Genomic DNA, 13,656 nt, shown 5'->3' with positions numbered 1-13,656 from the left:
CTGTCGCGCAGGCAGTAGCCCTGCGGCCCAGGACCACGGCCTGAGAGGGCGGCCTTTAAAGTGCGCGGCGGCTCGCGTAGCGCACCACCGTCACGCCCGCACGCGCCTGTCGCACCGAGGGCATCACCAGCACGCAGTCGTCGTAGGGCGTGGTGACGGGCACACCGTCGTTGTCGCCAATCACGGTACCGGCCTTGGCGATCACTTCCAGGCCCGTGTAGGGCTCCACGAAGCGGAAGGCGCTGCTGGTGGCCACCACCGGCCCGGTGACTTCGAGCGCCCACTGGCGCGGCGCATCGGGCAGGCGCCAGCCGGGAAACTGCCGGGCCAGCGCATCGGCATCGAGCACACCCGACTGTTCGATGAAACGCACGCACTGGTCCTGCGCCACGGCGCGGCTCGCCGGGTCTCCATGGAAGCCGCATTCGATGAGCAGGGAGCGGGTGTCCCCACCCTGGCCCACGCCATCCCCGTCACCCAGACCGAAGCGCCCGTAGTCGCGCATGCGCACGCCGTCCTTGTGACCGGCATCGACCACGATGTGCTCGGGCGAGCGCATGGCACGCGCCAGTTGCAGGTTGCGCGGCTGTATGCCGGTGAGCAGGAGCGGCGCCGAGGGCTCGTGCATGGAGTGGATGTCCAGCAGCCAGTCGGCCTGGGCCACGAAGGGGCGCAGGGCTGCGGCACGGCGGCGCTCGATGGTGTCGCCAGCGTCAATGCGCTCGTCGAGCCATTGGCGGTTGAGGTCTTCGTCGGTGAAGCGCGAAGCATCGTGGCTCAGCGGGTCGAACCGGTCGAAGGCTTCGAGGTTGCAGAACGCCAGCGTGAGCTTTCCGCGTGCGGGGCGCAGCCCGGCTTCCAGCAGGCCCTTGAGGGCCCAGGCACCGCACAGCTCGTTGCCATGCACCAGGGCGCTGATCATCACGTGGCGGCCGCCCAGGCCCGAATCGAAGTGCCAGACGCCTTCGGTGCCGGTATTGCCCGCGCGCCAGGCGCTGATGTCGGGCGCGGGCAGTTCGAAGACCAGGGGCTGCGGGGATGTCGTCACTGCAGTCATGCCCATCATTCCTCAATCTTGGCGAACTCGACGATTTTCTTGTACTTGGCCACCTCGGCCGCCAAGTACTGGTCCAGGTTCACATTCGTGGCCGCCACGGTGGAGCCGCTGGCCTCCATCTTCTTACGGAAGTCGGGCGATTGCAGCGTCTCGTTGAGCGCCTTCTTGATCTTGTCGAACACCGGCTTGGGCAGGTTGGCCGGGCCGAGCAGGGCGAACCACACGCCGATGTCCACACTCTTGAACTGGGGCGATTCGGCCAGGGCAGGGATATCCGGGGTCGCAGCGGACCGCTTGGCCTCGGTGGTGCCAAGCGCGATCACCTTGCCACTCTTGATGTGGGGCAGGCCGCTGGAGAGCACGAACACGCCGTACTCGAGGTTGTTGCCCAGCAGGTCGTTGGTCAGCGGCGCCACGCCCCGGTAGGGGATGTGGGCCATGAAAAGCTTGCCCTGCTCCTTGACCATTTCACCGGCCAGGTGCAGCGAGGTGCCCACGCCCGAGCTGCCGTAGCTGTACTTGCCAGGGCTCTTGGCCACCTTCTGCGTGAATTCGGCGACGTTTTTCACGCCCGCACCGGTGGATGCCACCAGCACCAACGGCTGGGAGGCCACGAGACCGATGGCCGTGAAATCCTTGACGTCGTACTTGACCTTCTTGGTCACCAGCTTGTTGATGGCAATCTCGTTGCTGGCACCGACCAGCAGCGTGTAGCCATCGGGTGCGGCGCTGGCCACCTTCTGGGCACCAATGGAGCCGCCGGCTCCGCCGATGTTCTCGATCACCACCGGCACGCCCAGCTTGGCGCCCAGTTCCTGCGCCACCGCACGCCCTGTGAGGTCGGTACTGCCGCCCGGCGGATAGCCCACGACGATGGTGATCGGCTTGGAGGGGAAAGCGTCCTGCGCCAGAGCCGGGGCCACGGCGAAGCAGGAGGCCAGGGCACACAACAGTGCGGTGCGGCGAGCGAAATGGGTCGGGTTTTTCACAATGGGACTCCTGATCGGGTGGGGTTTGGGGCTTGGTATGTAAGCCATTGTGAGAAAGTAGCCATGCCATCATGGTGCCGAAATGGCACCGATCCGTGCCGTCTTGGCTCGACTGCAGTTGCGCTCAGCGTTGCGCGAACGCCTGCCAGAACGCCTCGGCCAGCGGCATCAATCGGCGCTTGGGGCGGTACAGGCGCACATCGAAGCGCACCTCCATGCGCGCATCGCCTGCCAGCGCCAGGCGCTGGGCCTTGCAGTCGGCATGCACCAGGGACCACGGCAGCCAGGCCACACCGACCCCACGCAAGGTGTATTCGTACAGGGCATCGGGCGAGTCGCATTCCACCACGCGCTGCAGTCGGGGCGCATGGGGGTGGTTGGCCAGGTGGTCCTCCACCAGCCGGCCCAGGGCAAGCTGTGGCGCATAGGCCAGGTAGGCCGTGGCGGGACCTTCGGGGTCAAAACGGTGTTGCGGTAGGCCCTGGGTGGTTGCGCGCGACACAGGCACCATCCGGTCGCTGGCCACCGTCACGTGGCTGAACTGCCGGGCATCGAGCCGCACGGCCAGGGCGGTGTGGTGGTAGACCAGCGAGAAGTCGGCCTCGCTGCGTTCGAGCTGGGCCACCGTCTCGGCCAGGGAGCCGGTGCGGATGCACAGCTCGCTGGCGTGCAGTGCGCGCGGCAGCCGTACCAGCCAGTCGGCCAGCAGGGTGCGCGCCAGCGTGCGGCCCGTGACGATGGTCACGGTGCGCGCCGTGCGCCCGGCCATGCTCTGCATTTCTTCGTGCGACTGGGCCAGGCTGCGCGCCATCTGGCCGGCCGTCTCCAGGAAGCGCTTGCCGGCAGCGGTCAGTGTCACCGGGCCGCCACCCTTTTCTACCAGGGGGGTTCCGGCCCATTCCTCCAGCGCCCGGATGCGCCGCCCGAAGGCCGGGTGGGTGACATGCCGCAGCTCGGCCGCGCGCGTGAAGCTGCGCTCCTGCGCGAGCACGATGAAATCCTCCAGCCACTTCAGTTGCATCGAGGGATCCTTGCGGTCAGTGCGCGCCGGGGGCGCGCAGGGCGATCAGCCGCGGGCCGCTTCCAGCACCGCCCGGGTGCGTTCGGCTTCGGTGCGCGCCGCGGCGGCAAAGTCCTCGCCGCCCGAGGCATAGAGGATGGAGCGCGACGAATTCACGATGATCGGCCCGCCCTCGCGCAGGCCGGCACGCACGGTGGCCACCGCGTCGCCACCCTGGGCACCGACGCCCGGGATCAGCAAGGGCAGCGTGGGGGCGATGGCGCGCACGCGCTCGATCTCCTGCGGGTAGGTGGCGCCCACCACCAGGCCGAGCTGGCCGTTGCGGTTCCACGGGCCCTGGGCCAGGCGCGCCACATGCTCGTACAGCAGTGGCTGGCCTTCCACGCTGGCCAGGCGCTGGATCTGCAGGTCGTCCCCCCCGGGGTTGGAGGTGCGGCACAGCAGGAAGGCACCCTTGCCGTGGTAGGCCAGGTAGGGTTCGATGGAATCGAAGCCCATGAAGGGCGACAGCGTGACCGCGTCGGCACCGTAGCGCTCGAACGCCTCCTTGGCGTACTGCTCGGCCGTGGAGCCGATGTCACCGCGCTTGGCATCCAGGATCACCGGAACATGCGGCGCGTTGGCACGCATGTGCTGCATCAGGCGTTCGAGCTGGTCTTCTGCTCCGTGGGCGGCAAAGTAGGCGATCTGGGGCTTGAAGGCACAGGCCAGGTCGGCCGTGGCATCGACGATGGCAGCGCAGAAATCGTAGATCTTGCGCGCATCGCCCTGGAGCGCGGCGGGAAAGCGGGTGGGCTCGGGGTCCAGGCCCACGCACAGCATGGAGTTGTTCTGTGCGGATGCGTCGCGCAGCATGTCTAGAAAGGTCATGGGGCCCGATTTTAGGCGGGCCCGACCCGGGAAAGGGCTGGCGGTGGTGCCTTCATCCCTGCGAACCCCTCGCACGGGCGCAAAAAAAGGCCGTCGAAACGGCCTTTTTCAGCGCGCGATAAGTGCAACCAGGTTCATTAATTTGTAACTGCGCGTTTTTCCAATATCTCGAAAGCCGGCAGCGTTTTGCCTTCCAGCACTTCCAGAAACGCGCCCCCGCCGGTAGAGATATAGCCCACCTGCTTCTCGATACCGTATTTGGCGATGGCGGCCAGAGTATCTCCGCCCCCGGCAATGCTGAATGCGGGCGATTCGGCAATGGCAGCGGCAATCGCGCGCGTGCCATTTTCGAAGGCAGCGAACTCGAACACCCCCACCGGGCCGTTCCAAACGATGGTGCCGGCCGACTTGAGTTTTTCGGCCAAGCGGGCGGCCGTTTCGGGTCCGATGTCCAGGATCAGGTCGTCGGCACCGACATCGGCGGCCGCCTTGACCGTGGCGGGAGCGTCGGCAGAGAAGGCCGTGGCCGTGACCACATCGGTGGGGATCGGCACGTCGGCGCCACGGGCCTTCATCGCAGCCATGACGGCGCGGGCTTCTTCCACCAGGTCGGGTTCGGCCAGGCTCTTGCCGATGGGCAGGCCCGCGGCCAGCATGAAGGTGTTGGCGATGCCGCCGCCCACGATGAGCTGGTCCACCTTGTCGGCCAAGGCCTTGAGGATGGTGAGCTTGCTCGACACCTTGGAGCCCGCCACGATGGCCACCAGCGGGCGCTGGGGCTGGGCCAGGGCCTTGGTCAGCGCGTCGATCTCGGCCGACAGCAGCGGGCCGGCGCAGGCGATGGGCGCGAACTGGGCGATGCCGTAGGTGGTGCCCTCGGCACGGTGGGCCGTGCCAAAGGCATCGTTCACGAAGATATCGCACAGTGCGGCCATCTTGCGCGCCAGCTCTTCCTTGTTCTTCTTCTCGCCCACGTTGAGGCGGCAGTTCTCCAGCAGCACGATCTGGCCGGGGGCCACGCTGACGCCGTCGACCCAGTTGGAGACCAGGGGCACCTCGCGGCCCAGCAGCTCGCCCAGGCGCGCGGCCACAGGGGCCAGGGTGTCCTCGGGCTTGAACTCGCCTTCGGTGGGGCGGCCCAGGTGGCTGGTGACCATGACGGCGGCGCCGGCGTCCAGCGCCATCTGGATGCAGGGGATGGAGGCGCGGATGCGCGTGTCCTCGGTGATGGCGCCACGGTCGTCCTGCGGCACGTTCAGGTCGGCACGGATGAAGACGCGCTGGCCTTGGGCCTTGCCTTGGGCGCACAGATCGGAAAAGCGGAGGATGTTCATGGGAAAAGGATTCCTGGATGGGGGCACTGAGATCAGGGCCGCCATTTTAGGCGGGCGTCCCGCCCGCCCCTGCCGGCTCCCTGGCCTACCAGCCCCAGCCGATGTGCAGCGGCAGGTACACCACCATGCCCACGACGATGGTGCCCAGGATGCCGCGCTTCCAGAAGTAGTAGGCGCTCGCCAGCAGCACGGCCGGCAGGCGCGCGTCCTTGAAGGTGTCGAGCAGTTCGCCCTGGGTCATGAGGATTTCGGGCGCGATCACGGCCGTGAGTGCGGCCAGCGGTGCGTACTTGAGGCCGCGCTTGAGCCAGTCGGGCAGGGGCAGCTCGCGCTCGGGGATCATGAAGAAGGCGCGCGACACCACGGTGATGATGGCCAGGCCAAGGATGGCGATGGTGGTCTCGATCCAGTGGCCGTTCATGGGTGGCGCTCCTCGCGCAGGGGCACCACGTCACCGTCCTTCATGTGCTGGCGCTCCTCGGGCGGCATCACGCTGTTGGCGGGTACCAGCAGCATTTCGGGGTGGCGGTTCTTGCGGCGCCGGTCCACCGCCTCGATCATCAGCCCCACCGCCACGGCAGCCGCAATGGCCACCAGGATGTTGAGCTTGAGTGGCAATGCAAAGGCGGCCACGGCGGCCGTGGCCGCCACGCCGGTGGCCAGCCAGGTGGCCCGGTCGAACAGCAGCGACAGCAGCACTCCCAGCAGCGCCAGCACACCCGCAAAGCCCAAGCCCCAGGACAGCGGAACGGCATTGGCCAGCAGGATGCCGGCGATGGACGGCACCTGCCAGGCGATCCAGTTGGTGGTGGCCGCCCCCCAGAAGTAAGGCATCTGCTCGGGCTGGGACCTGGGCTCAGGAAAGCGCTTCATGAACGCCACGTAGATCACGTCGCCGCTGAAGTAGCCGATGGCCAAGCGCTCGCGCAGGGGCCGATGGGCAAAGTAGCTGCGCCACATGCTGCTGAAAATGACGAAGCGCAGGTTCACGCACGAGGCCGTGAGCCAGATCACCCACAGCGGCGCTCCCACGGTAAGCAGCGGGATCACGGCCAGTTGGGCGCTGCCCGCATAGACCACCAGCGACATGAACAGCGCCAGCGACACGGACATGCCGCTCTTGACCATGGCCACGCCGGTCACCAGGCCCCAGGCGGCAATGCCCAGGGAGGTGCCCGCCATGTCCACGGCGGCCAGGCGGAAATGGGGATCGCGGACCGTGCGGGAGACCTTCTGCGCCAGCGTGCTCATGGCGTGCCGCTGGCGTCAGAGGCACTGCCCAGCACGGCGCCGGGCTGCAGCTCGTCGAAACCGCGCAGGAAATCGGCGGCCGCCAGGCGCTTGCCGCCCGCGCGCTGCAGGGTGGTCAGGCGCAGGCAGCCTATGCCGCAGGCCACAATGACACCGGAAGCATCGGCGGCCAGGACCTGCCCGGGCACGGCACCTGCGGGTGCATCCATCGACTCGGGCGATGCACCCCACAGCTTGATCGTTTCAGCCCCCAGACGGGTGCTGGCACCGGGGAAGGGATCGAAAGCGCGGATGCGCTGGTCTATGGCCTGGGCCGGCAGCGACCAGTCGACGCTGCTCTCGGCTTTTTCGATCTTGTGCGCATAGGTCACCCCCTCGGCAGGCTGCACCACAGGGGCAAGGCCACCGCAGGCGGCCATCTCCAACGCTTCCACGATCATCCGTCCACCCAGGTCCGCGAGCCGGTCATGCAGCGCAGCGGTGGTGTCGGTGACGGAAATGGCCGTGCGTTCGGTCAACAGCATGTCACCCGTGTCCAGGCCGGCATCCATCTGCATGATGGTGACACCGGTCTCGGCATCCCCGGCCTCGATGGCGCGGTGGATGGGCGCGGCACCGCGCCAGCGCGGCAGCAGGCTGGCGTGGATGTTCAGGCAACCCAGGCGCGGCAGGTCCAGCACCCATTGGGGCAGGATCAGGCCATAGGCGGCCACCACCATGGTGTCGGCCCGGGCGGCCAGCAGGGCCTCGCGCGCGGCGGCGGCATCCTCGGGGTACTTGCCGTCCAGCCGCAGGCTCCTGGGCTGCGCCACGGCGATGCCGTGGTCCAGGGCGCACTGTTTGACGGGGGAGGCCTGCAGTTTCATGCCCCGGCCGGCAGGGCGGTCAGGCTGGGTCAGAACCAGAGGGACGGTGAAGCCGGCCTTCAGCAAGCGCTCCAGGGCCACGCGGGCGAACTCGGGCGTGCCGGCAAAAATGACGTTCATGGGGCTTTTCTGCAACAAAGACGATCAGTCTCGTCCTTTGTCGGTATTGGGAATGTCGTCGGTGAAGCCGATGCGGCGCACTGTGCCGGCAGGGTCCAGATGGACATGGGCAAAACGCGGATCGGCCCCCTGCTTGAAGCGGTAGGTCCAGATGTCACCGTCCCAGCGGGCCACCCGCTCCACGCGCAGCGGCGGGCCGAAGGTGCGCTGCAGGTCGGCCAGGGTCCATTGGTCCAGCGGGATGCTTTCGAGCCGGGCCTGGGTCAGGACCTGCTCGGTGCGCACCAGGCGGCCAGTGGCGTCGAAATCCAGGTTGTACACCTCGGTGCCGGCGGGCAACTGCGAATACAGCAGGCGCTCGCCCTGCGGCAGGGCGTGGACTGCGGTGGGTGCCCCCAGGTGCGCCACGACGTGGGCGCGCGGGGTGCCCAGGGGCTCGCGCGAGGGCACGGCGCACGCGGCCAAGCCCGCCACCAGCGCCAGCGCTGCGGCGCCGCGCAGGAGGCGGGGCGGACGCATCAGCGGGTCTCCCGCTGCTGCTTGACCATCTTGGTCTTGATGCGGTTGCGCTTCAACGGCGAGAGGTATTCGACGAAAACCTTGCCCAGCAGGTGGTCCATCTCGTGCTGGATGCAGACCGCCAGCAGGCCCTCGGCCTCGATGGTGCGCGACTGGCCCTCGGCGTCCAGCGCCTTCACATGCACCGCATCGTGGCGCTCGACCCCGTCGTAGATGCCGGGCACCGAGAGGCAGCCCTCGTCATTGACGTGCTTTTCGGCACTGGCCCAGACGATTTCGGGGTTGATCAGCACCAGGGGCTCGTTGCGCCCTTCGGAGACGTCGATGACCACGAGGCGCTCGTGCACGTCCACCTGGGTGGCCGCCAGGCCGATGCCATTGGCGTCATACATGGTGGCCAGCATGTCGGCCACCAGGGTCTTCAGGCGCGCATCCACGGCTTCGATCGGTCGTGCGACCTTGTGAAGCCGGGGGTCCGGATAACAGAGAATGGGGAGAATTGCCATGGAATCGGGTAATAGATGTCGCTATTTTCGCCACTTTTGCCCCATGCTGCAGATACTCAACTCAATAATCGTTGCCGAATCAAGGGCTTGAGCAGAGAATCTCAGATGGTTTGTAACGTATTTGTCCGGCTGCCTGCATGTGCTGTGCAGCGCGGACGCCAGTGAGGGGGCGTTTCACAATGCATCAGAAAAGGAACAACATGACGGCATTCACCAGCGCGCGGCTTACCGCCCTGGGCGCCCTGACCGTGGCCGCAGGCGCTTTGCTCGTCGCACCGGTCCAGGCGCAAAATCACCCCGTTTCCGGCCAGCAGCGTGCCAAGGCGCAGGAGGTGTCGCAGCGCGGCATTCCCGTGGCCGATCTGGCACCCAATGCGCCCGACGTGTACGTGGTCAAGCGCGGTGACACCCTGTGGGGCATTTCCGGCCTGTACCTCAAGAGCGCCTGGCGCTGGCCCGAACTGTGGGGCATGAACATGCAGGCCCTGCCCAACCCGCACCTGATCTTCCCCGGCCAGACGCTGTACCTGGACAAGGACGGTGGCTTTGCCCGCCTGCGCACCACGGCACCGGGCGGCAGCGGATCCTCGGACACCGTGCGCGTATCCCCCAGCACCCGCAGCGACAGCCTGTCCAGCACGGCACTGCCGACGCTCAAGCCGCACCTGATCGAGCCTTTCCTGGTGGAGCCGATGGTGGTGGACGCGAGCGTACTGCAACGCGCCCCGCGCGTGATTGCGACCGTGGAAGAGCGCGTGCTGATGGCCAGCGGCGACCGCGCCTATGTGCGCGGAGACGCGGCCACGCCGCTGACGATGGAGCCGGGCGAGCCGCGCCAGTTCCGCGTGTTCCGTGATGCAGTCGCCCTCAAGGACCCCCAGACCGGCGAGGTCCTGGGGTATGAAGCGCAGTACCTGGGCAAGGCCGAACTGGTGCGCGGCGAGAGCTTCGAGAAGTCCTCCAACGGCAAGGGCGGCATCCAGACCGACTACGTCCCCGCCACCGTGGACCTGACGGGTGCCAAGGAAGAAATCCGTGCCGGTGACCGGCTGCTGCCCGCGCCCGCACGCGAATTCATCAGCTATGTGCCCCGTGCACCCCAGGACGGTGTCGAGGCCCGCGTGGTGTCCATCTACGGCAGCTCCGCCTCCGGGGCCTCGGCTGGCTCGGCGGGCCAGAACCAGGTGGTGGCCATCAACCTGGGCACGCGCAACGGCATGGAAGTCGGCCATGTGATGCGGCTGATGACCAAGGGCGACACCATCAAGGACAAGACCGATCCCAAGCTCCCCATGGTCAAGCTGCCCAGCGAGATCAATGGCCTGGCCATGGTGTTCCGCACCTTCGACCGGGTCTCGTACGCGCTGATCCTGGAGATCCGCACCGGCGTGCGCGTGGGCGACCGGCTGGTCAGCCCACAGGAGTGAACTGAGCGGCACTGCCGTCCATCCCTACCCGGGTGCAAGCCCGGGTGCACGGAAGGATGGCTCCGCACCGTGAAGCCCCCCAGGCCACGCCATGCCCATGGACCACGATGAGTTGCAGGCCTGGCTCAGGCTGACGCTGTCGCGCGGCGTGGGCAATGCCGCCGCGCGCCTTCTGCTGGCCCGGTTCGGTCTGCCGCAAGCCATTTTTGACCAGTCGGAAGCCGCTTTGCTGGAGTGCGTGACCCCTGCCCAGGCCAAGGCCTTGCGTGCCATTCCGCCCACCCTGGCCGACCTGGTGGAAACCACCTGGGAATGGCTGCAGGATGCGCCCGAGCCCGGGGCTGCCGCCCGGACGCTGCTCACCCTGGGTGATGTCGGCTATCCCCGTATCCTCCTGAACACCGATGATCCCCCGTTGCTGCTGTACCTGATGGGTCCTGCGGCACGCCTGTCATCCGAGCAGCCGCTGGGCGAACGCCCTTGCCTGGCCGTGGTGGGCAGCCGCAATCCGACGGCCCAGGGCGCGGAACATGCCCGGCAGTTCGCCAGGGCCTTGCAAGGTGCCGGCCTCACCATCGTCTCCGGCCTGGCGCTGGGGGTGGACGCTGCCGCCCATGAGGGCGCACTGGAGAGCGCAGACCTGGAGGAAGACCACCCCGCGACCATCGCCGTGGTGGGAACGGGCCTGGACAGGGTCTACCCGGCAGCCAACCGGGCGCTGGCACACCGCATCGCCCGGCAGGGACTGCTGGTGAGCGAGTACCCACTGGGCACACCACCGCTGGCACCCAACTTCCCCAAGCGCAACCGCATCATTTCCGGGCTTTCGCAGGGCACGCTGGTGGTCGAGGCAGCCCTCGCCTCGGGCTCGCTGATCACGGCCCGGCTGGCGGCGGAGCAGGGCCGCGAGGTGTTCGCCATCCCGGGCTCCATCCACTCACCCCAGTCCCGGGGATGCCACGCGCTCATCCGCCAGGGCGCCAAGCTGGTGGAGTCCGCCCAGGACGTGCTGGAGGAATTGAGCCTGCCTGCTGCGGCCACCTCCTCGGCCGCCGCCTCTGGCCCGCAAGGCCTTGGCCGCGAGCATTCGCGGCAGGACAGCCCCTTGCTGCAGGCCCTGGGATATGACCCTATGGGCTTGGATACACTGCTCGCCCGCACCGGCATGGATGCCGCAGGGCTGCAGGTGCAACTGCTGGAGCTGGAGTTGGCGGGCAACGTCGCGCGCCTGCCGGGCGGCTTGTTCCAGCGCGTGGGCATGGCGTGACCCCAACCGCCGAAGCGGCTGGACAGTTCAGCCCAGCAGGCGTTCCGGGTTGGCGTCCAGCTTGGCCAGCGCATCGCGCGTGGCGCGGGTGGTGATACCTTCCTCGTCCTGTGCCACGAGCAGGCCTGCCTGCAGGTAGGCGGCCAGGCGCCGCAGCTGGATCAGGTAGCTGCTGCCATCCACCGCGGCGAACAGGTGCAGTTGCTTGCGCTGGCTCTGCCAGGCGTACTGCACCTGGGCCGAAGAGCCGTTGTGGTCGAGCGTGTACCAGGTGCCGGGCTTGAGTTCCTGGGCCCATACGACCATGCCCTCGTCCACGGGGGCCCCGTTGTCGGCCACCACGTGGATGGACGAGGCATCGATGCCCAGCATCATCTCGATGTTGTCGGCATTGAGCGGCATGTCGCCCAGCGTGGCGTCGTTGATGAAATCCTCGAGATTGGCCAGGCGCTTGGCCATGGCGTCGATGTGCGCCTGCGGGATCGACGCGGTCTTGGACAGGAAGGCATCTGCCAGCGTGTCGGTCAGCGTCTTGATCAGCGCGTCCTGCGGCGCATCGTGGATGCCCATCAGCGCCAGGCCCTGGCGCAGGCGCTGCAGCAAGCCGGGCAGGTTCTGGATGACCTGCGCCCGGTCGCTGCGGTTGGGCTTGGCACTGGCGGCCCAGACCAAGTCGGCGGCGGTGCGCTTCAGGGTGATGGTGTCGGCATGCTGGGCACCATCGCGCACGGCCGACAGGGCCAGCACCTCGGCCCAGGTCTTGAACAGGAATTCGCGGATCTCGTCGCGCACCGGCATGTCCTTGAGCATGGTGCGCAGCTCGATGGTGTACTGGATGGCCAGGGTTTCCTTCTGCTCGACCTGCTGGGCCACGGAGACCAGGCGCGAAGTGGCCTGCTTTTCGGTAAGGAACTTGGAGAGGAATTTCTCGAACTCGTCGTAGACCAGCTGGAACACGCGGCGGCCGGTTTCCGGGTACTGCTCGATCACCTGCACCACCCGACGGATCTCGGCCTCCAGGGCGCTTCCGTTGATGCTGGTGGAGTCAAAGCCCATCACGCAGGCGCCCATGCGGTCGATCAGCTGGCGCGCGGGATGGTCCAGGTTGCTGAAGAACTCGGGCTCGGCCAGCGCCACGCGCAGCACCGGTACCTGCAGCCGCGCGAACCACACGCGAACGGCGGGCGGGATGCGGTCTTCGGCCAGGATGCTCTGGAACATCAGGGCCACCACCTCGATGATGGCTTTTTCACCGGCGGTGGAGGCCTTGTTCTTGAACTCGGTGGAGCGCTCGCGCACGGCCCCGGCCAGCTGCACCACGGCCGCCGGGCTGTAGTCCTCCATCAGCGTGGCGATGCCGCTGTAGTAGGTGTCTGCTTGCACGCGCTGCGCCGACAGTGCATGCGCCAGGGCGGCCGAAGCCGGCGGCGCCTTGATCATGTCGAAGCCCGTGGCAGGCTGCGTGAGCAACCGGCGCAGCTGGCCCATGACGCCCTGCGCCCGCTGGCGCGCCCGGATCAGCGGCGTCATGCCGGTTGCAAAGCCCATGCCACCAGGGGGCATGGGGTAACCCTGGCCTTGGTGCATGCGCGCCTGCATGTGCTGGGGGTGCATCTGTTGCGGGTACATGCCTGCCGCCGCCTGGCGGCCTGCAGCCATCGCCTCGCGCGACTGGGCCAGCGCCTGCGACGCCAGGCCACCGGCACCGGAATCGCCGCCCATGCCACCACCTGCGCCCGTAGCGCCACCTACCGTGCGCTTGACACGCGAGCGCAGGTCGGACGGCACGGCCACGCCCTGCTCCACGTAGAAGGCATTCACGGCCTGGTACTGCTTTTGCAGCACATTCGCCAGCTCGCGCTGCAGGGGGTCGACCACGATGAGCAGGTCGGTGCGCGGCAGCCCCGCATCCACCCACTGCTGCACCAGCAGCAGGCAGATGGTTTCGGGGCGAAGAATGTCATTGCTGTCGATCTCCTGGCCTTCCAGCGACTGGGTGCGCTGGCGCAGCGCATCGAACTGCGCTCCCGCCTGTTCGGCCACGGTCAGCGCCATGCGCGAGGCGACGATCTTGTTTTCCACCACGTCGTCGCTGAGCAGCTCGAACGACAGGTTGTTGTTGCTGCCAGCCGAAGCCGTCAGGCCAGGCCGCGCGCTGGCATGGGGCGCCAGCGCCTCCTGCCAGGCGTGGGTGGTGGCAGACACCCATTTGGCATGCAGTTGCTGGTACAGCATCCAGGTGTCGCGCCGGGACTGCATCTCGCGCGCGGTACCGGTCTGCGCGATCAGGGCGCCCAGGAAATCAGCGACGGTCTTGTCCAGCTCCGCCATCCCTGCACCCATCCCCTCGACGAACCGCTGGCGTGCCAGGCGTGCCAGGCGGCGCTGCGGTGAGGGAGCAGGGGAGTTTTGCATGCGCCAATATTAGC

At 67.6% G+C, this 13,656-nt stretch carries 13 protein-coding genes; 2 read left to right on the top strand and 11 right to left on the bottom strand.

Annotated elements, in window-relative coordinates:
- Nucleotides 1–55: 55 nt before the first annotated feature.
- From ACSQ9E_RS30295 to def, 10 genes are all read right to left on the bottom strand, one after another.
- Nucleotides 56–1,057: a succinylglutamate desuccinylase/aspartoacylase domain-containing protein gene (locus tag ACSQ9E_RS30295; protein ID WP_057267311.1), complete on the bottom strand. Its 1,002-nt coding sequence runs from the start codon at nucleotides 1,055–1,057 to the stop codon at nucleotides 56–58.
- A 5-nt stretch (nucleotides 1,058–1,062) separates the two neighbouring features.
- Nucleotides 1,063–2,094, bottom strand: a complete 1,032-nt coding sequence (locus tag ACSQ9E_RS30290) for a Bug family tripartite tricarboxylate transporter substrate binding protein (RefSeq protein ID WP_369818179.1) — start codon at nucleotides 2,092–2,094, stop codon at nucleotides 1,063–1,065.
- 76 nt (nucleotides 2,095–2,170) lie between these two features.
- Nucleotides 2,171–3,067, bottom strand: a complete 897-nt coding sequence (locus ACSQ9E_RS30285) for a LysR family transcriptional regulator (protein WP_057267109.1) — start codon at nucleotides 3,065–3,067, stop codon at nucleotides 2,171–2,173.
- Nucleotides 3,068–3,112: 45 nt separating this feature from the next.
- Complete coding sequence (gene pyrF / locus ACSQ9E_RS30280; RefSeq protein ID WP_057267108.1) at nucleotides 3,113–3,937, bottom strand: orotidine-5'-phosphate decarboxylase; 825 nt, start codon at nucleotides 3,935–3,937, stop codon at nucleotides 3,113–3,115.
- 137 nt (nucleotides 3,938–4,074) lie between these two features.
- Nucleotides 4,075–5,271: a phosphoglycerate kinase gene (locus ACSQ9E_RS30275; RefSeq protein WP_436176085.1), complete on the bottom strand. Its 1,197-nt coding sequence runs from the start codon at nucleotides 5,269–5,271 to the stop codon at nucleotides 4,075–4,077.
- An 85-nt stretch (nucleotides 5,272–5,356) separates the two neighbouring features.
- A complete protein-coding gene (locus ACSQ9E_RS30270) occupies nucleotides 5,357–5,692 on the bottom strand; it encodes an AzlD domain-containing protein (protein WP_436219970.1) in 336 nt (111 codons plus the stop codon).
- A complete protein-coding gene (locus ACSQ9E_RS30265; protein ID WP_436220280.1) occupies nucleotides 5,689–6,453 on the bottom strand; it encodes an AzlC family ABC transporter permease in 765 nt (254 codons plus the stop codon). The genes ACSQ9E_RS30270 and ACSQ9E_RS30265 overlap by 4 nt, the downstream gene beginning before the upstream one ends.
- A 65-nt stretch (nucleotides 6,454–6,518) precedes the next feature.
- Nucleotides 6,519–7,508, bottom strand: coding sequence for a methionyl-tRNA formyltransferase (fmt, locus tag ACSQ9E_RS30260; protein WP_057267104.1), 990 nt, complete (start codon nucleotides 7,506–7,508; stop codon nucleotides 6,519–6,521).
- Nucleotides 7,509–7,532: 24 nt separating this feature from the next.
- The gene (locus ACSQ9E_RS30255) at nucleotides 7,533–8,027 is read right to left on the bottom strand and encodes a hypothetical protein (RefSeq protein WP_436219969.1); all 495 of its coding nucleotides are present in this window, start codon (nucleotides 8,025–8,027) and stop codon (nucleotides 7,533–7,535) included.
- Nucleotides 8,027–8,533 (bottom strand): peptide deformylase, encoded by a 507-nt coding sequence (def, locus tag ACSQ9E_RS30250; RefSeq protein ID WP_057200660.1) that lies wholly within the window; start codon nucleotides 8,531–8,533, stop codon nucleotides 8,027–8,029. Before def ends, ACSQ9E_RS30255 begins: the two co-directional genes overlap by 1 nt.
- Before the next feature lie 200 nt (nucleotides 8,534–8,733).
- Between def and ACSQ9E_RS30245 the strand changes: the two genes are divergently transcribed.
- The gene (locus ACSQ9E_RS30245) at nucleotides 8,734–9,960 is read left to right on the top strand and encodes a LysM peptidoglycan-binding domain-containing protein (protein WP_057200659.1); all 1,227 of its coding nucleotides are present in this window, start codon (nucleotides 8,734–8,736) and stop codon (nucleotides 9,958–9,960) included.
- A gap of 97 nt (nucleotides 9,961–10,057) precedes the next feature.
- Nucleotides 10,058–11,227 (top strand): DNA-processing protein DprA, encoded by a 1,170-nt coding sequence (dprA, locus tag ACSQ9E_RS30240; protein ID WP_436220279.1) that lies wholly within the window; start codon nucleotides 10,058–10,060, stop codon nucleotides 11,225–11,227.
- A 27-nt stretch (nucleotides 11,228–11,254) separates the two neighbouring features.
- On the opposite strand, the gene ACSQ9E_RS30235 is transcribed toward dprA, so the two are convergent.
- A complete protein-coding gene (locus ACSQ9E_RS30235; RefSeq protein WP_057200658.1) occupies nucleotides 11,255–13,642 on the bottom strand; it encodes a DUF1631 domain-containing protein in 2,388 nt (795 codons plus the stop codon).
- Nucleotides 13,643–13,656 lie beyond the last annotated feature (14 nt).

Source organism: Acidovorax sp. LjRoot118 (assembly GCF_964253575.1).
GTDB lineage: Bacteria > Pseudomonadota > Gammaproteobacteria > Burkholderiales > Burkholderiaceae_C > Acidovorax.
This window is presented reverse-complemented; position numbering and strand designations above follow the sequence as displayed.